The organism is Bacillus sp. AFS040349, assembly GCF_002577655.1.
Lineage (GTDB): Bacteria > Bacillota > Bacilli > Bacillales > Bacillaceae > Metabacillus.
In genome coordinates, this window is record NZ_NUMC01000065.1 from 1 (window position 1) to 22,565 (window position 22,565).

The window sequence follows — 22,565 nt, forward strand, 5'->3', positions numbered from 1 at the left end:
CACCTCGTTTTTGAGACAAGTCTTATGAGACACTCTTAACTATGATTTTATCAGTCTACTATACTTGTATCAATAGAGTACACTCTATTGATATATAATTGAGCTAATAAATTGAAAAATACAGAAATGGGATGATACTGAATGAAAATTGCGAGAGGTAGAGAATTGCTTACACCGGAACAGAGACAGGCTTTTATGCAAATCCCTGAAGATGAATGGATATTGGGGACCTACTTCACCTTTTCCAAACGTGATTTAGAAATAATTAATAAGCGAAGGAGGGAAGAAAACCGTTTAGGGTTTGCCGTTCAATTTGCTGTTCTTCGGTATCCCGGTTGGCCATACACTCATATTAAAAGCATCCCAGATTCGGTTATACAATATATATCGAAACAAATCAGTGCTAGTCCATCCTCGCTTAGCTATTATCCTCAAAGGGAAAATACACTTTGGGATCATTTGAAAGAAATTCGAAGTGAATACGACTTTGTAACTTTTACCCTGAGTGAATATCGAATGACATTTAAGCGCCTTCATCAATTAGCTTTGGAAAATGGTGATGCCATTCATCTACTGCATGAATGCATAGATTTTCTAAGAAAAAACAAAATCATACTCCCTGCTATCACTACACTTGAAAGAATGGTGTGGGAAGCAAGGGCAATGGCTGAAAAGAAGCTATTTAATACGGTAAGTAAATCTCTTACAAATGAACAAAAAGAAAAGCTTGAAGAGATCATTACTTCGCAGCATCCATCCGAATCCAATAAAACGATATTGGGTTGGTTAAAGGAACCACCGGGTCATCCTTCGCCCGAAACATTTCTAAAAGTAATAGAACGACTTGAATACATACGAGAAATAGAATTAGAAACGGTACAAATTAGCCATTTGCATCGCAATCGTCTGTTACAGCTATCTCGCTTAGGTTCAAGATACGAGCCGTATGCATTCCGTGACTTTCAAGAAAATAAACGTTATTCGATATTAACCGTCTATTTATTACAACTTACTCAGGAGCTAACAGATAATGCGTTTGAAATTCATGATAGGCAAATACTTAGTTTGTTATCAAAAGGTCGTAAGGCTCAAGAGGAAATCCAGAAACAAAACGGTAAAAAACTAAATGAGAAAGTTATACACTTTACGAACATCGGACAAGCATTAATTAAAGCAAGAGAGGAAAAATTAGACGTTTTTAAGGTTTTAGAATCGATTATTGAATGGAATACCTTTGTCTCTTCAGTAGAAGAGGCTCAGGAGCTTGCACATCCTGCCGACTATGATTATTTGGACTTACTGCAAAAACGGTTTTATTCACTAAGAAAATATACGCCAACGCTATTAAGAGTATTGGAATTCCATTCTACAAAGGCAAATGAGCCACTTTTACAGGCTGTTGAGATTATTCGAGGAATGAACGAATCCGGAAAGCGAAAAGTGCCTGATGACTCACCTGTGGATTTTATTTCAAAACGATGGAAAAAGCATTTATACCAGGATGATGGTACAACAATTAATCGTCATTACTATGAAATGGCTGTTTTAACAGAACTTCGGGAGCATGTTCGGGCAGGAGATGTTTCTATTGTTGGCAGCAGACAATATAGGGATTTTGAGGAATATTTGTTTTCGGAAGATATATGGAATCAATCGAAGGGGAATACGAGATTATCAGTTAGTTTATCATTCGAAGATTATATAACAGAGAGAACCAGTAGCCTTAATGAAAGGTTAAAATGGTTAGCTGCCAATTCCAACAAGTTAGATGGGGTTTCTCTTGAAAAAGGAAAACTGTCACTTGCACGCTTAGAAAAAGATGTTCCAGAAGAAGCAAAAAAATTTAGTGCAAGCCTTTATCAAATGCTACCAAGAATAAAATTAACTGATTTACTTATGGATGTTGCTCATATAACAGGATTTCATGAGCAATTCACTCATGCTTCCAATACTCGAAAACCAGATAAGGAGGAAACAATCATTATCATGGCTGCCCTTTTAGGAATGGGAATGAATATTGGCTTAAGCAAGATGGCCGAAGCCACACCCGGACTTACATATAAGCAACTAGCCAATGTATCTCAATGGCGCCTGTATGAAGATGCAATGAATAAGGCCCAAGCCATATTAGTAAATTTCCATCATAAATTACAATTGTCCTCCTATTGGGGCGACGGTACAACATCCTCGTCAGATGGTATGAGAATGCAGATAGGTGTTTCATCACTGCATGCAGATGCAAACCCACATTACGGGACTGGAAAAGGAACCACCATCTACCGTTTTACTAGTGATCAATTCTCTTCTTATTACACAAAGATTATTCATACAAATTCAAGGGATGCGATTCATGTTTTGGATGGATTGTTGCACCATGAGACGGATCTAAATATAGAAGAGCATTATACAGACACAGCTGGTTACACAGACCAAATATTCGGGCTGACTCATTTATTAGGATTTAAATTTGCTCCAAGAATACGAGATTTATCAGACTCGAAATTATTTACAATAGATAAAGCAAGTGAATATCCAAAATTAGAAGCCATTTTACGTGGACAAATAAATACAAAGGTCATTAAAGAAAATTATCAGGATGTTTTGCGATTAGCTCATTCTATAAAGGAAGGAAAAGTTTCAGCATCCCTTATTATGGGGAAACTAGGTTCTTATTCAAGACAAAACAGCTTGGCTACAGCCTTACGTGAGATGGGCCGAATAGAAAAAACGATCTTTATTTTGAATTATATTTCGGATGAATCATTAAGAAGAAAAATACAAAAAGGATTGAATAAAGGAGAAGCCATGAATGGACTGGCAAGAGCTATTTTCTTCGGAAAACAAGGAGAGCTTAGGGAACGAACCATACAGCATCAGCTTCAAAGAGCCAGTGCTTTAAACATAATTATCAATGCCATCAGTATCTGGAATACTCTACATCTGACCAAAGCAGTTGAATATCAAAAACAGGCAGGTAGTTTTAATGAGGACTTATTACACCATATGTCACCTTTAGGCTGGGAACATATTAATTTACTAGGAGAATACCATTTTAATTCGGAGAAAATGGTCTCATTAGATTCTTTAAGACCACTAAAACTTTCATAACGTTGTTAAAAACGTGGGAATCGTCAGAAAAATAGGCTTAGCGTTGTAAATCCGCATTTTCCTGACGGTACCCCCTTTATAAGGAACTTGAACAATAAATTCTGCTCCTGTTTTGATACTTAAATTAATTTGAAGTGTTCCTTCTATATGTTCCATACTTTTGTTGACTAAATATAATCCAAACCCACGATTATCTCCCTTTGTGGAATACCCCTTGGTAAATAGATGTGGAAATTGATCCTTATGAAGTCCAGGACCTGAATCCCTAACTTTTATTTGTAAAGAAGAGTCTTCATAATGAAATTTGACTTGCAAGACTTTATTATCATATTGAGCCATCGCTTCAATCGCATTATCTACTAAATTGCCAATAACCGTAATTAATTCATGGGTAATTCTTGGATCAACCGGTTCAGGAATAAGCGTATCACAATCAATGATCATTTCTACTTTATTTTCCCTTGCAAAGCTAAGCTTCCCAAGTAAAAAGCCTGCTAGTGCTGGATCTTTAATATTTTTTGTCACTTGTCCAACCTCATGTGCACCATGATTAACAACCTGAGCAATGAACTTCCTTAGCTCTTCATAGCTTTCCATTTTAATCATACCTAAAATAACATGAAGTCTGTTCATAAATTCATGAGATTGAGCTCGTAATGCATCTGCATAGGTACGAACCCCTGTTAATTGTTCAGCTAATTGATTCATCTCTGTTTTATCTCTAAAGGTGGAAATAGCTCCAACAATTTGATCGTTGACTATTAGAGGTGCTCGATTAACCAATATTGAAACCCCATTAATCGTTAACTCAACATCTTGCTCTGCTTTTCCTGTTTTAAGTACACGATCCAAGTTTGAAGATGGTAAATACTCTGTTATCTTCATCCCAATAGGCTGTGCTGGTAGTCCAGTATTTTTAAAAATGTGTAAAGCCGATCTATTTACTAGAGTAATATTCGCCTCATTATCAACCGCAATAATACCCTCATGAACAGATTGCAGCATCGTATTTCTTTCTTCATGTATTTTAGCAATGGCAAATGGTTCAAGACCAAATAAAATCTTTTTTATATATCGAGCTAATAATATTGCACCTAAGATCCCAACTAAAACACCAATAATAGAGGCAATTATGATGGTACGATGCCCTCTTTCTAATGCTTGTTCCACATTATTCAATGAAATACCAACAGCAACTGCCCCTATCTGTTCTTGTTCATGATTATATATAGGTGTAAAAGCTCTTAATGATTGTCCTAACGTCCCTTCTGAAACCGAAACATGCTCTTTACCGTTAAGAACAGCTTCCTCATCTCCCCCTTTAAATTTTTTTCCAATTAAATCAGTGTTAGGGTGTGATTTTCTTACTGCTTTCATATCCATTACAACGACAAACATAACATCTGCTGCTTTTTGAATGTCAACAGTATAATCTTGAATCTCACTCGAATAAGGTTGGTTATTTTCTAGTCCATTTTTTACAATCACAGACTTCGCAACTGTTCTTGAGACAATCTTTGCCTTTTCTTCTTGATTTTCTCGTATGGTCTTGCTTACTGTATGACTTATTAACAAATCAGTCAGGAGCAGCGAAAGAAGCACGACTAAACAAACGAACAAAATAATGATTGTACTTAGCTTATATTTTTGCTTTATCATGTCTTCACCTCCCAGAAATTTATTATAACAGACAATATACCTCTTAATATAAACACGAAAATACTTAGAGATGAAATAAGTAATTGAAAATCCACTTACAATAACTTATAATAACTTACAAATACTTATAAACACTTAAAGAAGGGGTAACATAATGTTCCAAGAAGAACGATTAAGATCAATCCTTGCACACCTAAAAACATCCAAGCGCATTTCAATTGAAGAAATATGCGAGTTGTTTGACGTATCTAGAGATACAGCCAGAAGAGATCTTGTGAAATTAGAAGAAGATAAAGCTATTATCCGTACTCGGGGTGGTGCCATCCTTCCTTCACCTAAACATGAAATCAAAGATTACGTTAATCGTTTAAGCATGGTATCAGAAGAAAAAAGACAAATTGGCAAAAAAGCAGCATCTATTATTCATCCTGGTGATTACATTATTCTTGACACTTCAACAACTGTTCAGGCATGTGCGGAGCAGATGGAAGATGTAAAATGTACGATTATTACAAACTCAATTAATCTGGCAGACATACTAATTAAAAATTCACAAGCACATATTCAACTGCTTGGAGGAGAACTCCATAAAGAACACCGCTATTTATATGGAAGTTCTGTGATCGAAAAACTATCTTATTACCATGTTGATAAGGCCTTTGTAGGTTGCGCCGGAATATCCGAGAAAGGTGTCACAGTAGCTCATGAGGAAGATGGGAAAGTGATGCAAAAAATGATTCAGCAAGCTGAGCAGGTTATTTTACTAGCAGATCATACAAAAATCGGTATTACGGGGTATTTTCGATGTGCGGAACTTAACGAGATTGATTTACTTATCACTGATCGAGAGCCCAATAAGGAATTTCAAGATTTATTAGATTCTCATGGAGTTGAAATATTCATTACATCTCATAATGAGGAAGGGGAAATACTTAATGACTAAGCTTATAGCTATTGACCTTGATGGAACATTGCTAAGTAGTAAGAATGAAATCAGCATTGAAAATATCCAAGCGATAAAAGAAGCGCAAAATGCTGGTATTGAGATTGTTATCGCAACAGGTCGTGCCCATTTCGATGTTCAGGCAATTTTTAAGGATACAGACATAAAAACATGGATCATTGCAGCGAACGGAGCAACAATCTATGATCCGGAAGGTAATCTTTATCACCATCAACCAATTGATCCTACAACTGCCTATAAAGTGCTACATGCATTAGAACAGGATGGCTTTTATTATGAGGTTTTTAGTTCTTCATGTATTTATACTCCTACTAGCGGGCGCAAGCTATTACAGATTGAAATAGATCGCATCCAAAGTGCTAACCCTGATGTTTCTATTGATTCTCTAGAGGAAGCTCTATCAAAGCAATTTAGTCAAACGGGATTTACATTTATTGATTCTTACAAAGATATTAAAGAAGCTGGCACACCCGTTTATAACATTCTTGCGTTTTCCTTTTTTGAAGAGAGATTAAAAGAAGGCTGGTCAAAATATGGTCAAATTGAGGGTCTTACGATTGTATCTTCAGCCAATCATAACTTTGAATTAGAGCATCAGCATGCATCAAAAGGAATTGCTCTTGAATTACTATCTGAAAAACTAGGTATTGCTCTAGAACATACTGCAGCAATTGGTGATAGCATGAATGACCTATCCATGCTATCTCGTGCAGGAATAGGTATAGCTATGGGGAATGCAAAAAATTCTATTAAAGAAGCAGCCGATTTGGTGACAGTAACAAATGATGAAAATGGTGTTGCTCACTTTATTCAATCTGTTTTAAGCAAGGTATAAATGCAATGAAAACATGATACAATTTTAATAAGCCAACCTTCTTCGGCGTAACACTTTCATTTGTGGCGTGACGAAGGGGTTGGCTTTTCTATTTATTTTTCTTTTTCTTTTTTTTCAATATCCTCATTAAAACTTTTATTTTTTATTCCAGATCTCATGAGATGCATATCAACATATACATCCAGTTCAGCTTTGGCAAACTCTTCATCCCATTGATTTTGTACTTCTAGAAATTTCTTGTGGTTCTGACGATTTAGAGCATCACCAAACCCAAATATGTCAACTCCATACTCTTCCTGTACTTTCGTTATGAGAGAGCTCATTTCTTTCTTTATATAATCTTCAATTCTCTCTTCGTAATCTGTAAAAACAGCTAACTTTGTTAAATCCTGAGGACAATGTAGCCCTTGAATTCTTGCTTCACCATTTATATTTACTTTAATATGTGGGTAACCATTCTTATAATCAGCTTCTAGACTTGACTTAGACATTGTTATTCGCGCATCTAAAAAATAACCTTTAGCTTCTTCAGAATTTTCTCCACATGGGATACTTAGACTGGTTTGCATTAGATCTTGAGTCCATAAATAGTTCCTTGTTTCTTCTAGAGATAACTCACCAATCATCTTCTCATCATCAAAAACTACCATACCGTCCATAACAACTAGCGCTTCAGGATCTAGAGACTTATTATTCTCAACTGTTTTTCCTGATTCTGCATTACCTTTTATTGAGAGCGATGCAGCAACTGGACTCTTTCCTTTTGAAATAATTGTAGATATAAAATCATATAACTTAACATTAGGATCTCCTCCCCACTCCTCAGTAAATGTCTCCGCTTGAGAATTAACCTTTAGGGAAGGACTTTTCTGTGTTGGATAGGTAATTTTTGTGAACTCAGAAGCAGGGCTTCCTTTTGTGATCATAATGTTAAAATCATTTCGGAATTGTCCACTGCGATCCAAAAAGTCTAGGAAACCAAATAGACCTTCCCTCGCAACCTCCTCACTTATGTATAATACCCTTGTATGGGAATAAACCATCTTACGAGTTAGTCCCTTATTCATTTTATTTGATAGCTCCGAAAGAGAATTCCCCTCCATAGTATACGTAACGACCGGTGTATTACCTTGAGCACTTTGTTTTCCAAATTCAGACGAGATAATAGCTTCTACTGTCAAGCGATACTTTTTTTCTTCCCCTGGATCTACTGCAATACCTGACACAATTGATATTTCATCCAATTCTTCACGATCCCAACAACCTGTCATAAAAAAAGACAGAATGAGAAATAAATATATCCATTTCTTAATCATTTTCCTTTTCCCCTTCTGATTGTTGTTTAGGAGGTGACGGCTTCCTAGTATCCTTTATTTTCACTGGTGATTTCGACATTAAATAAGATGGCCTAAATTTATCTGCCCATAAAGGAATACGAAAAAACACATCTGTTTGATCTCTCAATTTAAATGGAGCCACTGGTGTTAAATAAGGAATTCCAAACGTTCGTAAACTTACCAAGTGGATAACCATTACAATGAGTGATAAGAAAATACCATATAACCCTAAAGAAGCAGCCATTAATATTAAGATAAATCGAATTAGCCGCGCCGCAATTGAAAAATTATAGATTGGTGTAACAAAGCTTGCAATGGCAGAAAATGCAACAACAACGACTAACACATTAGAAACGAGGCCAGCTTCAACAGCAGCTTGCCCAATAACTAAAGCACCAACAATTGATAATGTTTGACCAACAGCACGAGGCATTCGAACACCAGCCTCTCTTAACACTTCAAATGTAAGCTCCATAAGTAAAATCTCAATAACAGCTGGAAATGGAACTCCTTCTCTTTGACTTTGCACACTTATCAATAAGGGTGTGGGAAGTAATTCATGGTGAAAAGTTGTAATGGCAACATATAAAGAAGGAAATGTTAGTGTAATCATAAACGCAATATAACGAATTACTCTGATAAAGCTTGTCATGAAAAACGGCTGATAATAATCCTCAGTAGACTGAAAAAAATCAGTAAAGACACTGGGAACAACTAAGACAAAGGGTGTTCCATCTAAAAAGATAGCAATTTTCCCCTCAAGGATATTCCCGCTTATGCTATCTGGTCTTTCTGTATTAAAAACTAGTGGAAAAAAGGTAAAAGTTTGATCTGTTATAAACTCCTCTACATTTCCTGTGTCCAATAAACCAGAAGCATTAATCTTATTAATTCTTTGCTTTACCTCGCTCAGAATATCCTCGTTCACAATTCCCTTCATGTAGCCAATGACCAATTGTGTATTAGAATCTCTTCCTACATTGAACTCTTCAAATATCAATCTGGGATTTTTAATTCTTCTACGGACCAGTCCAATATTTGTTTGAAGATCCTCAACAAAGCCATCCTTAGGGCCACGGATAATTGTCTGTGTGCTCGGTTCTACTATTGACCTCTTCTCGGTACCACCAATATTTAAAGCTAAAGCTTTCGTATGTTGGTTAACCATCACAATTGCAAAACCATTCAGCATATGCCAAATAAGCTGGTGCAGTGTTTCTGCAAATTCATAAGATACTGCTGGAAAATATGCTTCTCTTAATGAATTCATATCTTGATAAGTTTCCTCATTCTTTTGAAAGGCAGACCTCAGTGGTTCTAAGACTAGAGAATTCAAATCACTCTTACTTAAAGTCGTTCCTAAGTAACAAACACACCCCTCAAGGTTTCCAACCTTTATGTTAATTACCTCATAATCGGACGTTGAATTAAATATTTCTTTTATACTTTTCTTATTCTTCTCTAGTGAAAAATCATATTGCTTTGGTATACCTTCTTTATCATAGAGTTCCTTCTCTGATGTTTTCCCACTATTTTTATTAACTTTTCTTCTAAATAGTGTCGAAAGTATACTCATAAGCTAGTCGTCTCCTTTTTCTTTGTTTTCCACAACAAAATAGGAAGAATGAGAATCGGGATTCCAAACTGAAATGGAAGATGTAAATAAAAGGGGACAAATACTAATCCCTCTTCTATATGCTCAATAAAATTGTGACTAATCACCACAGATATAAAAGCAACTAATGCCCCCATCGGTAACGTCATACTTCGATACGGTTTATTAATGATGTACTCAAGCCCTTTTAGTCCCCCATAAAAAAACAAACTTACCTTTACAATAATTCCGAACATGACAAAGAAGACAATAATTAAGTCCACTCTTTCTATAAAGTTAAGTAATGAAATCTCCCTTGATGCACTTAATAAAGGAAATGTTGCTCTTTCCTTTAAATCTGCTCCTAATGTGGCAATTTGAATAAATGAACCGTATGTAAGAATAAGTCCACTAGTTATAACAGCAGCAGCACTAACTTTCCCTACACCCTTCTTAGTACCTATATAAGCTCCAACAATCATAAATGTAATAACTTCACCAAATGGAAAAGTTATTAATTGTGGAAATAATGCTTTCATAATCGGTTGAAATCCATCCCCCAACACTGGCTTTAAATTATTAATTTCTATGCCCCCTGAAAGCCAAATAGCAATACCGGTTACTAATATAAACGTTACAACATAAGGAAAAAAAACCTCACTCGTTCTACCAAGCACTTCCAGTCCATGTTGAAGCATATAAATGATCACCAACATCATCGTGATCGAGATGACTTCCAATGGTGTTACTTCAAAAATCGTTGAAACAAGAAGCTCACCAAAATCACGTAAAACCCTTGCGGAAATATAAAAAAAATAAATAACGTACAACAAAGTCAAAAACTTTCCAATCCATTTCCCAAAACAAAAGTGAAATATCTCAAATAAGTTCTTTCCCGGTAATCTTGAAAGCAAAAAGAAATAATAAAAAATGAGACCAACTCCAATAACAGTAGCTAATATAATCGCAATCCAAGCATCCTGCCTTGCCTCATCTCCAATACTAACAAGTGCTGCACTTCCAATTTGAAAACAAATGATAAGGATATATAACTGCCAAAGTGAGATTTTTTCTACATTTTGTTTCATACCTATTTAAAACTTCCAATTTTCTTGAGTTTTTGAAGCTTTTCTTTTATTCCATTTGCGATAGAATAGATAAATCCTATCAGTAAAAAAGCATAAACCATCCATTTATTAGATCCTGGATCTATTCCTAACAATGTTTTAAGCTCCGTCCAAAGATCTGTTTTATAGAGCACTGCGTCAATTTGTGCGACTAATATACTTAAGATTGTAAAAATTGTAAATAACATTAGATTTCTCATCACAACACATCCTACATCCATATTTGTATTTGGATATATGGATTATTATGGTCAAAAGAGAATTTTTTAGTATGATCTAGTTAAGTTTTTAGTTGAATAAATAGAACTAGACAAGAAGTTGGGTGTTAAAATTTTGTCAAAAGAAATAAAAATTTTGTCTGATACATAGATTGATTGTCGAAGGCAATCCATAATTAGCAATTATCTATAATAATAGAAATATAAGATTTGTTTAGTATAGGGGTTATGCATAATGAATGATACGATAAATCCAGAACTCGGCCATAAAATTGACTTAGTAAGAAAGTTGATGATTGCTTCGGCACAAACAAAAGGAATAAATAGTCCTGAAACAATTAAATATAGCCAAGAATTGGATCGTCTAATTTTCGAAACACAATTACTACTAAAATCCTGCAGCTAGGTAAAAAGGACAGTAGCTACATGTGTATCCAATCTAGAAATTACCTGTCCTTTTTACTAGCCTAACTCTTGTGTTTTCTTGGCTGAATGTGATACCACAAAACCGTGAGATATCATTAATAAAAAACTAGCAGCTTATCACTACTAGTCTTTAAATAGCCTTTAAGGCAGTATTTATGTCTTCCCAAATATCCTCCCAAGCCTCCAGACCAACAGATAGTCTTAATAGCTGATTTGTTATACCCATTTTAATCCTCACTTCATCAGGTATGACAGAATGTGTCATCGATGCAGGATGCTGAATAAGTGTTTCCGCATCACCTAAGCTTACTGCTATTGGGATAAGCTTAAGATGATTAACAAATCTCACCGTATCTTCGTATGTGCCTTTAATTTCAAAAGAAAGTAATCCTCCACCATTTCTCATCTGTTTTTTCATAATGTGATAGTCAGGATGATCTAAATCTCCAGGATAATAGACATTCTTAATTTTAGAGTGTTTCTTAAGGCTTAAAGCAATTTTCTCGGCATTTTCACTATGTCGATCCATTCTAACAGCTAATGTTTTTATTCCTCTTAACAACAGCCAAGCATCAAACGGTGCAATAACGCCGCCTATATCCTTTTGTACCGTACTCTTTAAAGTCTTAATCAGATCGTGACTGCCAACAACTACACCCGCTACAACATCCCCATGACCACCAATATATTTCGTGCCGCTATGAATAACAAGGTCACATCCTGAAGAAATGGGCTTTTGCAAATAAGGAGTTGAAAAAGTGTTGTCTACTATCACTTTGACTCCCTTTTCATTTGCAATTGCAGTTACCTTTTCTAAATCAATTAATCTCATTGTAGGATTTATTGGTGTTTCAATATAAATACACGCTGTATTTTCTTTTATTTGCGAACATATCTCTTCAGTCGTAGATAGATCTGAGAACGAATACTCGATCTGATATTTATTTTTCAACAATTGGAGTAGTCCAAAGGTGCATCCATATATTCCTTTTGAGCATAAAATATGGTCATTATTTTTTGTTAAACCAATAAGAGCGGCAGAAACTGCTGCCATTCCTGATGAAAAGGCAAGAGCCGCTTCCCCGTCTTCTAACTGAGCTATTCTCTCTTCTAACACCGTAACTGTAGGATTTGAAAGCCTGGAATAGATATACCCTTCTTCATCTCCAGCAAACCGCTTTGCTCCCTGCTCTAATGTAGGAAATGTAAAGGTGGATGTTTGATAAATTGGTGGTGTTAAGCTATCTTTATGTTCCTTCGGGTCATATCCACCATGAATTGCTTTTGTAGAAAACTGATGATGAATGTTTCGATCCATAGTACTCCCCCTTCAAACTTTGTAAAGAGCACCTGTACACTATCCTAGGCTCCTTTATATAGACTATTTAAACCAAGTTTGTCAGGTTCCTTTATATATTGAATACCTTCCTTATCATTGTTTTTGAAAACAAAAAAGATAGGGAATCCCCCTACCTTCTCGGTATTACTTTATATCTGATGGATGGTTTTCCGTGATTAAATCTGCAGCCTTTGCATTTGCTTCCACTTGCTCTGGGCTTTTGCATCCAGGAATAACAGTTGTGACTGCAGGATGCTGAAGACACCATGCTAAAGCCCAAGTTGCCATGTTTACTCCTTCTGGCACTTCTTGCTCCTTTATCTTTGCAACTAGTTTCAGCTTTTCATCGATTTCTTGTTGTTCATGATTTTTTCTGACATTGTCACTAAATGTTGCACCAGGGTTATATTTCCCACTCAAATATCCGCTTGCTAATGGTACTCTTGCTAATACACCTAAATCCTGCTCTATACACGAAGGAAATACTTCTTCTTCAGGTACTTGATCAATTCGGTTATAAACAACCTGTATTGCTTTAGCATTTAACTCACTAGCTTTTGATGTTTGATAGATATTGTCATTTGCACCAATAGAAATTCCTAAATTACGGATTTTACCCGCTTGAACCTGCTTATCAAGCATTGTCCATAAATCATCATTATTAAAAACGTCATCAGGACCTGAGTGAAATTGATATAGATCAATATAATCTGTCTTTAATGCTTTAAGCGATTCCTCTAATTGTACTTGCACTGCCTCTGCACTCCATGCATGCTCCCAATTGTCATGCCATTTATGACCAAATTTCGAGGCAAGTACCCAGTCCTCACGACGATCTCTAGAGAGAAAATCACCTATGAATTTTTCAGACATATGATGCGGTCCGTAACATTCCGCTGTATCAATCAAATTAATTCCTAAACCTTTTGCATGTGAAAGAATCGCATCAACTTCAGCTTGAGAAAAGTCTTTTCCCCAATCTCCTCCAAACTGCCATGTTCCTACCCCTACTACAGAAACCTTTAAATCAGTACTTCCTAAACGTCTGTATTTCATTTAAAACACCCCATTATCCACAATTAGGAAACCGGTTTCATTCCCTTAATCTATCATATCTAAGAACCATGATTAATTCAAGAATATAGCTCTCAATGAAAGAACACTTCTATTTTTGGCATTGTACGCAGTAGAACGTTTTTCTTGATGATATCTCATCTCGAATGATAGAAGATTGACATCTAGGGCAAGGCTCCCCTTCTCTATTATAGACGTAACAGTGATGATCATAACTTCCTGTTAAATTGTCTGTTTTAAATACAGGCATATCAATATATCCACCATACGTAAGACCTCTATTTAAAATTGTTTGTATGGCATGAAAAAGTGCAGAGCGTTCCTGTACTGATAGCTCATTTCCTTTTCTAGATGGTAACAGCTTCGCTTCAAAGCAAATTTCATCGGAATAAAGATTTCCAATACCTGCAATGAAACTTTGATTGACTAAGGTTGTTTTTAAAGCACCTCTTTTCTTCTGTATACTTTGATCAAAAGCTTCAAGCGTGAAGTCTGGACTAAGTGGCTCAGGTCCCAAATCATGAAAATCCTTTTCCAATTCTTCGTTTGATAATAGATGAAGATATCCTAAACGCAGCCCGATAAAAAATAATAAATCATTTCCGAAAGAAATGGTGACCTGCTTTGTGCGATCTGGACTATCCTGGTCACTTCCAATGTACATGAGACCTCCAAGCATCAAATGTAATAATAGATTTTCTCCAGAATTCAGCTTGAATATCAAATGCTTTGCCCGTCGTTCCACTGCTACTAATGTTTTCCCCTGAACAGCATCAACAAATTCTAAAACAGGCTTATTGATTGATTTCTCTCTTGTAACTTCAACCGCTTCAATTGTTCTACCAACAAGCTTTTGGTCAAAAATACGTTTATAATTTTCCATTTCAGGTAACTCAGGCAATATGTACACCCTTCCTTGAACATAATATTGTAAGTTAGTATTGCTAAAAAAATGACCAATCATGTAGGAAGAAATCAAAAAAGGCTCACCACTTGGCAAGCCTAATAAGATCATTCATTTTGATATAATTTTTGGTGACGAAGCTCTAACGATTGGATATGATGTAACTCCTCTAATAAATCAGAAATCGAAATGAGTTCGTAAAAAATAACAGTTTCCGGCGCAAAACAATGATGACTATCATAATGATCAGGTTTCCTATCCCAAAATAACTCTGTGACCCGATTTATTTTCTCAAAATGTGAGGTCTCTATTTCATATTGTGGATGATGAAGAATATCCTTTATTGAGCAAACGATTGCTACCACAAGATCTTTATTTTTTTCACTTACCTTAACCTTTTGATTTGAATTCGTAAGTAAGTTTCCTGCGTGGTAAAGGATTTGCCGTAGAATATTTAGCTTTTTATACTCATAATGAAACGTTCTCATATCCTGACGGCTAAAACGGTGATATTTCCATTCTTCCTTTTGATAGCGACAAAGCACCTCAATTGCTTCAATATTCTTCATTAATTTTTGAAACCAACTTCTCGACTCATTCCTATTTGTTTTCGAATGTAAGTCCACTAACTCTAATCCACGACTTTCAATAAAATCTCCTGTTTCTAAAAAGAGATTACGTATTTTATTAAGAATGGCTGGAGAATAATTTGGACTCATAACAAACAGGTTTACTAATGTAGAAACGAGCAAACCAATGCTTGTTGCACCTAATCTAATGAAAAAAGAAGCAATAAAGTGATCATGGACTGTTGAGATCATCGCGACACCTGTAAGAGTTGCTACAAGTGTTCCCTCGTTTAAACGTAGCTTATGACATGTCATAATTGTTGCTATTGCTACTAATGCATAAGTATATGAGTGATCCCCAAGCACAACATTAAATGCAATTGAATATGCCGCTCCTATCGCTGCTGCTGGAAAACGTACAAATGCTTTTTTTATTGAATTAGCGGCAGTTGGTTCAATTGTAATTATAGCCGTAATGGCAGCAAACATTGCCGGCCAATTTAACCATTCACATATCATAACAGTCAGAAAAACTGCTATTCCTGTTTTGATGATCCTTCCGCCAACCAAATACTTTGCTTTTCTAATGGTATCCATAACGCTTCTTCAACCCTTAAAATAAACAGTTATATACTGATTATAACGTATCAAGTAGAAATCTCTAAATACGTTCAAGTTTAAAGGACGATCTTAGTTACAGTTCATATATTAAAAATCTCTCATTCTGATTTAGTTCATATAGTCCATTGATCTTAATCTCTTGTTTAAGGGAAAAAGCAGTCTGATTTTCTAAGTAATAAATGTATTCTTCAGCCGCATAATATAAGATCAACTCAAGGTGTCGTTCACATTTCTCAAAGGAGTACATAATGTTATTCATAACCTTCATAAAGATTTGAATAGAGAATGGATTAAAAAAATAAAAAATATTGTCAGCCTGTTTAACTGGGTAGTGTTCGGCAAGGCAATTGTGAAAAATAATATTGTTACCATTCTTTTTCGTTTTTTTAAAATAACAGGAACGATTTTTTACTGCCATTTCATAAAAGTCCTTGTTCATCTCGACTCCGGCTACAGAAGACCCAAATAAGTAGTGAACGTAAAATGGCAACCTGCCCTTACCGCATCCAAAGTCAACGATTCGGTCATTACTTTGCAACTGATATTGAGAAAATAACTGCTTTAATCCATTATAAGGAGTAGGTTCATAACGATGATAATGAAAGGACTTGTGAAACCCCTTCTGATCTCCTGACGTACAAATATTAAGCAAGTGTTCATAATCCTTCTCTTCCATTCTTTTCTCCCTTTTAAAGCCTGATTATAATGATTGTCTTTTACCCGATCATAACATAATTAACTAACCGATATATAATTGCAAAGATCACTATTCTGTTATTAATCAACTTATGTAAGGAAACTTACCATCATCATGTTAAAAATTATACCTTTATCATGATAAGTATGTAATTTACTATAATAGATCTGTTATGATAGAAGTAAAGAGTGCTAGAAAGGAGGATATTATGAACTGGATCTCAACTAGTAAGAAAGACGAATTTCTAAAATGGTTTTTGAACAACCATCAGTTAAAAAATAAAGAAGCTCGGAGACTTATAGAATATATTCAGAAAAACCATCATATTCTTAAGAACTTATCTTTTACTGATTATGTTCATTCAAAAGACCGTACGATTGTTGTTTCAAGTATTAATTCTGATGAATCTGGGTTTCTCTTTTACACTAATGGTCAAAAAACAGAAGATGTTTCACGGGCTTTTGGTTCACTAATGAGCAGCCCTTCTGAAAAAGTTTATCTCATCCTCCACTACTTTGGTAAACATTCTGATCACCGCTATACACAGCTTGTTGAAACACATCGAATTCATTCTATTAAACAATACGAACAATCAGAAAAAGATGCAAAAGCAACAGATTCAGTTGTTGAAATTGCTTTATTGAAAAGCAGGATCAATAAGGCATTGGATGACCGAGACGAAGAACTGTTTCATGAGTTGGTTAATCAATTAAAAGAAATTCAGAAATAAATAAAATAACAGAGGGCCTTTAAGTAACCCTCTGTTATTTTATTATCTCATTTCCTATACAAATTCCCTTTTTAATAAGGACTGAGTCATAGTCGGTAAAGTAAGTTGAATGGTCGTGCCCTTATTCACTTCACTTTGAATAGTCATACCGCCTTTATGTGATTCTATAATCTTATAACAAGTCATTAGTCCCAAACCTGTGCCCTTTTCCTTCGTGGTATAAAAGGGCTCACCAAGGGTCGGTAATCTTTCTGGTGAAATACCTACCCCCTGATCAATAAGTTGAACAGATATTGTTCCAGCTTCTATCAGCTTAACTTTTAATTCAATTTGACCTCCATTTGGCATCGCTTCAATTGCATTTTTAAATAAATTTAGAAATACCTGCTTTAGTTGAGCTTCTTCACAGCATATCTTAGGTAGATCAGGATCAAACTCTGAAAAGATTTGAATGTTATTGATAATTGATTGAGTGTTCATTAATGTTATAACGTCTTTTATTAACTCTTTTATATCTTTTTCTACAAAAATAGAAGCACTTGGTTTAGCAAGAACAAGAAACTCTCCAACGATTGAATTGATTCGGTCAAGATAAAACAATATTATAATACGTTTCTTCTAACTGATTTGATTTAAATAACTGAATAAACCCCTTTATTGATGTAAGGGGATTTCTTATCTCATGGGCAATTCCTGCAGCCATTTGACCTAGTAAGGCAAGCTTTTCTGATTTTAATAGCAAGCGTTCTGTATGTTCTTTTTTCTCCGTAATATCTTTTCCAATCGTCAACACTGCATCTCTTTCACCAAATGTGATCGACATAGATGTACCATCAAAGAAAAACCTCACTCCATCTAAACGTTGAACTTCATATTCAATATTACTTAATGGCTGTTTTTCTTTATTAATCAATTTCATACGCTCATATACACGTTCCTGATATCTGGGTGTGATGAAGTCAAAAAGGGATTTACCAATAACATCAGTTTTAATTTTAGCTCCTACCATCTGAGCAGCTGCATTGTTTATATAGATAATCTTTTGGTTTTGATGAATAATAATAGATTCAGGTAAAGAGTCAATCAATTGTTTATAACTCTCTTCACTTGCACGTGCCTTTTTTGTATAATATCTTGCTACATCATATTGCCTTCCACATACCCAGGCAATAATAGTAAAAACGAAAAAATCCAATGAAAAAAATGCCTCATTGTATAAAATCTTTTCAATTCCTGTATACAATATTGATATCATTACTAGAGAAATTTGCCCAATCTTATTCATGAATTATCCTCATTTTTGTCAGAATTTTACTTATATAATAGCACTATATGTACTTTACTAGTGAAAAAATTAGGAAAATTTACACAATTTTAATGATGTATATAAAATCTTATAATATGTTTCTCTCAGTATCTAGTAAAATGAAAGATATTCTAACAATGTAATTAAAAAAGATGTCAAAATTTCAAGACATCTTTTTTATTCCAGAATTATATAGTAATTAGACCTTTTTCCTTCATGGTATTTAATGTTCCTTCTAAACCCTCTTTATAAGAGGTTTTTTGAATTGGTCCTATTAAACATTCTAATTTTTCTCCATTTAAAATTAGCGGTTTTTGAGTCAGATCATACATCTCTACATACTCTTTCATGCTAGGGTCAAAAATCCCGATAAAACGCACCATATTTTTTGTTACTGTTGAAACCTTCCTTGAATAGCCTGTTATTCCCTGTATGATCTTAATGATTTCTTCACCTGTTATCACTCCTGTACCAGGAATATTCCAGCATTGTCCGTAAGCTTTTTCATGTAAAGAAAGCTCTACCAGTGCTTTCGCTCCATCTGGAGTATAAATATACTCTCTTGGTACTTTTTTATCCCCAACAAACATTGCCTTTTTATGATCGATTATTGACTGAAGGAAATAGTGGAGAACTGTACTTTCAGCATATGGTCCATAAAAATCAGGAAAATGCGCTATAAATGCTTGAACCTTTGAGTCCATTACCTTCTTCCCAATTTTCAAACGAATTTTCCCTTTTTTCGTTTGTGGATTTTTCTCATACTCCTCAGATGCTTTTTCTCCTGTACTTTCAGCATAAGAGTAAATATTGTCAACAACTGCAAGTTTAGCCCCAACATTCTCTGACACTTGTAAAATATTGTTTATCATCGGTTCTTGTTTTGTTTGCCACTCCTGATAAGGTAAATTTACTGCATGATAAATACACTCTGCACCCTTTGCTGCATCCTTTAATTGAGAATAGTTAAAAACATCTCCCTCTTTGATTTCTACAAGGTTGTTTCCTTCATATAATGCTTTTAGCTTTTTTATATTCCGAGCAAAAGCAATTACTTTAATTCCCCGAGAGATTAACTCAAATGTAATAGCACTCCCCATACCACCAGATGCACCAAGTACTAATGCTTTTTTCATTATTCATCCTCCTTTAATTAACCACTGTTCAATTAATACCAAAAAAAATTATGACTCTATCGAACGCAAAATTAATTGGATATGCGATTCTGCAAGATCTTTACTATCCTCATATTCCTGACCCTTAAAAATGAAATGTGTAACAAAGCCGTGGAGAGACAAAAAGATTGAATAAATATCCTTCGGTGTAATTTTTGTGTTCACTAAAGAATGAACTGCCTGTGCAAAGTTTTCAAAACTGTTATTAGGCTCTTCTTGTAAAAAGCTCTTTAATTCTTGGTCTTTTGTAAGAAACATCGTTTCATAATGACTCGGATTGGTTATTCCAAAGTGAATATAAGCTAGAAATACTTCTTTTAGTTTATCTTCTTTTGAAAGCTCCTTTGCCATGACTTCTTCTAACTTTTGATCTAACAAGAAAAAACCATCCGCGACTAGTGCATAAAATAACTCTGCCTTGTTTTTAAAATGATAATAAAGTGCTCCATGGCTATACCCAAGTTCTTTTGCAATCTTTCTCATTGAAACATGTTCATATCCATCTTTTACGAAAAGAATTCTGGCTACGTCTAGGATCATTTCTCTTGATAATTCTTTATCCACTGATTTTCTAGGTGACATTTTACTCTCCTCACTCTTTATTAACCACTGTTCAATAAAATAATATACCATAATTTACCACATGTCAATATTAAAAAATCCAGAATTAGTTTTCTAATTCTGGACACCCACCTTTATAATTTAAATTCCTCAACAATATCATGTAAATGTTGAGCTCTTGTACTTAATTCATTAGCTGAGGAAGTAATTTCCTCCATTGATGCTAGCTGCTCTTCTGTAGATGCAGCTACCATTTGTGTACTCTCTTCTGTTATTTCTGTTTGTTTCGCTGACTCTCGTATTGATGAAGATAATTGATCTACCCTGTTTAGCATCCCGTTTGCTGAATTTGCTATTTCTTCGATCTCTTTTGCTACCTTTTTTGTACTTTCAAAGATATGCGAGAATGAAGTACCAGTTAATTCTACTAAGTTCATTCCTTCATTTGTTTCTGCAGCCACACTTTCCATTGCTCCCATGGTATCCTTTGTATCAGCTTGTATTTCACTAATAATTTGACGGATTTTATTTGCAGATTGTGATGATTCATCTGCTAGTTTTTTCACTTCTCCTGCAACCACCGCATGTTTGTTGGGCAATTGATGTAATCGCGTCTAAAATGGAACCAATTTCATTTGATCTTTCTCCCAATCTCTGAATAACATCAGACGTTCTTTTTACTGCGTCTTGAATGACCTTCATCTGTGTAATCGTCTCATTTACATTACGATTCCCTTTTTCTGCTTCTTCCGCTGAAGTAGTAGAGGAAGATGATACTTCAGATGTAACAATAGAAATTGAGTTTAGTTTCTCTGAAAGGTTTTGAACTAATTCAACATTATCCTTAGATTGAGTGGACTGCTGCTCAACAATCATCGCAACTTCTTCAACAGAAGATGTAATTGTATTTGTCGCCTGAGTTGTTTCCTCTGTTATAGAAAGCAGCTCTTGACTTGCTGAGGCAACTTCTTGAGAAACCTGCTGGCTATTCTGAATAACTTCTCTTACAGCAACAATCATTGAATTTAGAGAAGTTGAAATCATCCCAAATTCATCTTTTGAGGTAATATCAAGTGTTGCAGACAAATCCTTGTGAGCAATTTTGTTTGTCGCATGCTGTATTTTTCGCACCGAATCTTTTATTCCAAAATAAAAACCAGTAACTAAGTAAATTAGGATAAGTAACACAAAGATTGCCGCACCAATTGTCACGAAACGCTCAGTACTAAGTGAAATTACTTTTTCATCTAAAACTTTATCTAATCCATCAGTTTGATACGATAATAACTCATAAATCTTATTAATCGTCATCGTTGTTTTTTCAAAATAAACATTCGGTTCTATTGTAATCTTTGATGCTTCTAGTATATCTTTATTAATAATCTCAACAATTTCTTTTGCATTTGTAATTGACTCTGTTACATACGGTCCCATTGAGTCTTTTATGGAAGGATCTAGTTCAAAGATTCTTTGATAAGTCCTGTCTGCTGTAATGATGTATTCATCCATCATCCTCATTAAATAAATTAGTTGAATTCGCTCATCCTCTGTCATCGTTTGCTTAGTTGCAACTCCAACTCCAACAGCCCTTGATTTCCCCATGAATTCTGTTATTTGTGGTAGAGTTTGAACTAATAAATTATTCATATGGTTATTAACAAGATCTGAATCCAGAGTAAGATTTGTTTCGTCTGCAATATCCAGAAGCATTTGGAGCATTAATGAAATCAACTGATTGTGCTGTGCAACTGAATCTCCAACACTCATAGTAAGTGTTGTATCTTTAGTTTTTTCCCATTCTTGAACAACACCTTTAACATCATCACTTACTTTTTCCATAGAAGTTTCTTTAGACAAAGCTGCTTGAAAAGAATCCATTTGTGTTGTGATTTTCCCTCGAACCTCTTGTAGCTTGGACTCTGCTGATTGATCTCCTGAGATCACATTAACTGTTAATCCCCTATGCTGCTGTGTTAGTTGAATTAATGGATATAATTCCGACAACACCTTGGTACCAACTTGCTCTTGTTTTACGAATGAGAGCTCACTATTAATTTTCACAACCACACTTCCAACTAATACGCCTACTATCGAGAAGATAATAACAAACAGTAGTAGGAACTTTTTTGAGAATGAAAATCGATTTAATAAGGCAATAGCAGGTGTCAGTAATTTCTTCATATTATGTTCTCCTCTTGATGATTCTAATGGTTTATTTATCACTTAATACTTTTTTACTATAAATCAATAATATAAACAGTGATGTTTATCACTGCATTTCATTGGTGGAATTTTATACTAATTTAAAAAATGGTGGGTTG

Annotated in this window: 21 protein-coding genes; 5 read left to right on the forward strand and 16 right to left on the reverse strand. The window is 34.8% G+C overall.

Features of this window, described 5'->3' with window-relative positions:
• Positions 1-141: 141 nt before the first annotated feature.
• Positions 142-3,108 (forward strand): Tn3 family transposase, encoded by a 2,967-nt coding sequence (locus COD11_RS14590; protein ID WP_098797633.1) that lies wholly within the window; start codon positions 142-144, stop codon positions 3,106-3,108.
• On the opposite strand, the gene dcuS is transcribed toward COD11_RS14590, so the two are convergent.
• Positions 3,103-4,767: a DcuS/MalK family sensor histidine kinase gene (gene dcuS / locus COD11_RS14595; RefSeq protein ID WP_098797634.1), complete on the reverse strand. Its 1,665-nt coding sequence runs from the start codon at positions 4,765-4,767 to the stop codon at positions 3,103-3,105. The genes COD11_RS14590 and dcuS overlap by 6 nt on opposite strands.
• 154 nt (positions 4,768-4,921) lie before the next feature.
• On the opposite strand from dcuS, the gene COD11_RS14600 reads away from it, so the two are divergent.
• Both COD11_RS14600 and COD11_RS14605 read left to right on the forward strand, forming a co-directional pair.
• Complete coding sequence (locus COD11_RS14600) at positions 4,922-5,710, forward strand: DeoR/GlpR family DNA-binding transcription regulator (protein WP_098797635.1); 789 nt, start codon at positions 4,922-4,924, stop codon at positions 5,708-5,710.
• Positions 5,703-6,566 carry a Cof-type HAD-IIB family hydrolase gene (locus COD11_RS14605; protein WP_098797636.1) on the forward strand — a complete coding sequence of 288 codons (864 nt, stop codon included), beginning with the start codon at positions 5,703-5,705 and terminating at the stop codon, positions 6,564-6,566. The genes COD11_RS14600 and COD11_RS14605 overlap by 8 nt, the downstream gene beginning before the upstream one ends.
• A 92-nt stretch (positions 6,567-6,658) precedes the next feature.
• Here the strand turns inward: COD11_RS14605 and COD11_RS14610 are convergent, their stop codons facing one another.
• The 4 genes from COD11_RS14610 to COD11_RS14625 are packed head-to-tail and all read right to left on the reverse strand — an operon-like array spanning position 6,659 to position 10,824.
• The gene (locus COD11_RS14610) at positions 6,659-7,882 is read right to left on the reverse strand and encodes a Ger(x)C family spore germination protein (protein WP_098797637.1); all 1,224 of its coding nucleotides are present in this window, start codon (positions 7,880-7,882) and stop codon (positions 6,659-6,661) included.
• On the reverse strand, positions 7,875-9,479 hold the full coding sequence (locus COD11_RS14615) for a spore germination protein (RefSeq protein ID WP_098797638.1): 1,605 nt from the start codon (positions 9,477-9,479) through the stop codon (positions 7,875-7,877). The genes COD11_RS14610 and COD11_RS14615 overlap by 8 nt, the downstream gene beginning before the upstream one ends.
• Positions 9,476-10,585: a GerAB/ArcD/ProY family transporter gene (locus COD11_RS14620; protein WP_098797639.1), complete on the reverse strand. Its 1,110-nt coding sequence runs from the start codon at positions 10,583-10,585 to the stop codon at positions 9,476-9,478. The genes COD11_RS14615 and COD11_RS14620 overlap by 4 nt, the downstream gene beginning before the upstream one ends.
• Positions 10,586-10,587: 2 nt before the next feature.
• Positions 10,588-10,824 (reverse strand): hypothetical protein, encoded by a 237-nt coding sequence (locus COD11_RS14625; RefSeq protein ID WP_098797640.1) that lies wholly within the window; start codon positions 10,822-10,824, stop codon positions 10,588-10,590.
• A gap of 253 nt (positions 10,825-11,077) precedes the next feature.
• Between COD11_RS14625 and COD11_RS14630 the strand changes: the two genes are divergently transcribed.
• Positions 11,078-11,248: an aspartyl-phosphate phosphatase Spo0E family protein gene (locus COD11_RS14630; protein WP_098797641.1), complete on the forward strand. Its 171-nt coding sequence runs from the start codon at positions 11,078-11,080 to the stop codon at positions 11,246-11,248.
• Between the two features lie 150 nt (positions 11,249-11,398).
• Here COD11_RS14630 and megL read toward each other — a convergent pair whose 3' ends face one another.
• The 5 genes from megL to COD11_RS14655 form a co-directional block, all read right to left on the reverse strand.
• Positions 11,399-12,586 carry a methionine gamma-lyase gene (megL, locus tag COD11_RS14635; protein ID WP_098797642.1) on the reverse strand — a complete coding sequence of 396 codons (1,188 nt, stop codon included), beginning with the start codon at positions 12,584-12,586 and terminating at the stop codon, positions 11,399-11,401.
• Between the two features lie 165 nt (positions 12,587-12,751).
• Positions 12,752-13,663 carry an aldo/keto reductase gene (locus COD11_RS14640; RefSeq protein ID WP_098797643.1) on the reverse strand — a complete coding sequence of 304 codons (912 nt, stop codon included), beginning with the start codon at positions 13,661-13,663 and terminating at the stop codon, positions 12,752-12,754.
• 109 nt (positions 13,664-13,772) lie between these two features.
• Positions 13,773-14,582, reverse strand: a complete 810-nt coding sequence (gene mutM / locus COD11_RS14645; protein WP_098797644.1) for a bifunctional DNA-formamidopyrimidine glycosylase/DNA-(apurinic or apyrimidinic site) lyase — start codon at positions 14,580-14,582, stop codon at positions 13,773-13,775.
• A gap of 110 nt (positions 14,583-14,692) precedes the next feature.
• A complete protein-coding gene (locus COD11_RS14650; RefSeq protein WP_098797645.1) occupies positions 14,693-15,751 on the reverse strand; it encodes an aromatic acid exporter family protein in 1,059 nt (352 codons plus the stop codon).
• Positions 15,752-15,848: 97 nt separating this feature from the next.
• Entirely contained in the window at positions 15,849-16,451 is a 603-nt protein-coding gene (locus tag COD11_RS14655; protein ID WP_098797646.1) for a class I SAM-dependent methyltransferase, read from the reverse strand.
• 229 nt (positions 16,452-16,680) lie between these two features.
• Here COD11_RS14655 and COD11_RS14660 point away from each other — a divergent pair, with 229 nt between their 5' ends.
• Complete coding sequence (locus COD11_RS14660; protein ID WP_176551097.1) at positions 16,681-17,202, forward strand: YpiB family protein; 522 nt, start codon at positions 16,681-16,683, stop codon at positions 17,200-17,202.
• Positions 17,203-17,256: 54 nt separating this feature from the next.
• On the opposite strand, the gene COD11_RS27555 is transcribed toward COD11_RS14660, so the two are convergent.
• From COD11_RS27555 to COD11_RS14685, 6 genes are all read right to left on the reverse strand, one after another.
• The gene (locus tag COD11_RS27555) at positions 17,257-17,802 is read right to left on the reverse strand and encodes an ATP-binding protein (RefSeq protein WP_231308868.1); all 546 of its coding nucleotides are present in this window, start codon (positions 17,800-17,802) and stop codon (positions 17,257-17,259) included.
• Positions 17,789-18,487 carry a PAS domain S-box protein gene (locus tag COD11_RS27560; RefSeq protein WP_231308867.1) on the reverse strand — a complete coding sequence of 233 codons (699 nt, stop codon included), beginning with the start codon at positions 18,485-18,487 and terminating at the stop codon, positions 17,789-17,791. The genes COD11_RS27555 and COD11_RS27560 overlap by 14 nt, the downstream gene beginning before the upstream one ends.
• 209 nt (positions 18,488-18,696) lie before the next feature.
• Complete coding sequence (locus COD11_RS14670) at positions 18,697-19,644, reverse strand: SDR family NAD(P)-dependent oxidoreductase (protein ID WP_098797648.1); 948 nt, start codon at positions 19,642-19,644, stop codon at positions 18,697-18,699.
• Between the two features lie 48 nt (positions 19,645-19,692).
• Positions 19,693-20,265: a TetR/AcrR family transcriptional regulator gene (locus COD11_RS14675; RefSeq protein WP_098797649.1), complete on the reverse strand. Its 573-nt coding sequence runs from the start codon at positions 20,263-20,265 to the stop codon at positions 19,693-19,695.
• 113 nt (positions 20,266-20,378) lie between these two features.
• The gene (locus COD11_RS14680; RefSeq protein ID WP_176551098.1) at positions 20,379-20,810 is read right to left on the reverse strand and encodes a methyl-accepting chemotaxis protein; all 432 of its coding nucleotides are present in this window, start codon (positions 20,808-20,810) and stop codon (positions 20,379-20,381) included.
• Entirely contained in the window at positions 20,791-22,425 is a 1,635-nt protein-coding gene (locus COD11_RS14685; protein ID WP_098797651.1) for a methyl-accepting chemotaxis protein, read from the reverse strand. The genes COD11_RS14680 and COD11_RS14685 overlap by 20 nt, the downstream gene beginning before the upstream one ends.
• Between the last annotated feature and the right edge of the window lie 140 nt (positions 22,426-22,565).

Coding starts and splice junctions, on each gene's coding strand:
- COD11_RS14640 (WP_098797643.1), bottom strand. CDS start 13,663: ATGAAATACAGACGTTTAGGAAGTACTGATTTAAAGGTTTCTGTAGTA.
- COD11_RS14685 (WP_098797651.1), bottom strand. CDS start 22,425: ATGAAGAAATTACTGACACCTGCTATTGCCTTATTAAATCGATTTTCA.
- COD11_RS14625 (WP_098797640.1), bottom strand. CDS start 10,824: ATGAGAAATCTAATGTTATTTACAATTTTTACAATCTTAAGTATATTA.
- COD11_RS14615 (WP_098797638.1), bottom strand. CDS start 9,479: ATGAGTATACTTTCGACACTATTTAGAAGAAAAGTTAATAAAAATAGT.
- COD11_RS14670 (WP_098797648.1), bottom strand. CDS start 19,644: ATGAAAAAAGCATTAGTACTTGGTGCATCTGGTGGTATGGGGAGTGCT.
- COD11_RS14655 (WP_098797646.1), bottom strand. CDS start 16,451: ATGGAAGAGAAGGATTATGAACACTTGCTTAATATTTGTACGTCAGGA.
- COD11_RS27560 (WP_231308867.1), bottom strand. CDS start 18,487: ATGAATAAGATTGGGCAAATTTCTCTAGTAATGATATCAATATTGTAT.
- COD11_RS14620 (WP_098797639.1), bottom strand. CDS start 10,585: ATGAAACAAAATGTAGAAAAAATCTCACTTTGGCAGTTATATATCCTT.
- COD11_RS14675 (WP_098797649.1), bottom strand. CDS start 20,265: ATGTCACCTAGAAAATCAGTGGATAAAGAATTATCAAGAGAAATGATC.
- COD11_RS14630 (WP_098797641.1), top strand. CDS start 11,078: ATGAATGATACGATAAATCCAGAACTCGGCCATAAAATTGACTTAGTA.
- dcuS (WP_098797634.1), bottom strand. CDS start 4,767: ATGATAAAGCAAAAATATAAGCTAAGTACAATCATTATTTTGTTCGTT.
- COD11_RS14610 (WP_098797637.1), bottom strand. CDS start 7,882: ATGATTAAGAAATGGATATATTTATTTCTCATTCTGTCTTTTTTTATG.
- COD11_RS14605 (WP_098797636.1), top strand. CDS start 5,703: ATGACTAAGCTTATAGCTATTGACCTTGATGGAACATTGCTAAGTAGT.
- megL (WP_098797642.1), bottom strand. CDS start 12,586: ATGGATCGAAACATTCATCATCAGTTTTCTACAAAAGCAATTCATGGT.
- COD11_RS14650 (WP_098797645.1), bottom strand. CDS start 15,751: ATGGATACCATTAGAAAAGCAAAGTATTTGGTTGGCGGAAGGATCATC.
- COD11_RS14660 (WP_176551097.1), top strand. CDS start 16,681: ATGAACTGGATCTCAACTAGTAAGAAAGACGAATTTCTAAAATGGTTT.
- COD11_RS14600 (WP_098797635.1), top strand. CDS start 4,922: ATGTTCCAAGAAGAACGATTAAGATCAATCCTTGCACACCTAAAAACA.
- COD11_RS14590 (WP_098797633.1), top strand. CDS start 142: ATGAAAATTGCGAGAGGTAGAGAATTGCTTACACCGGAACAGAGACAG.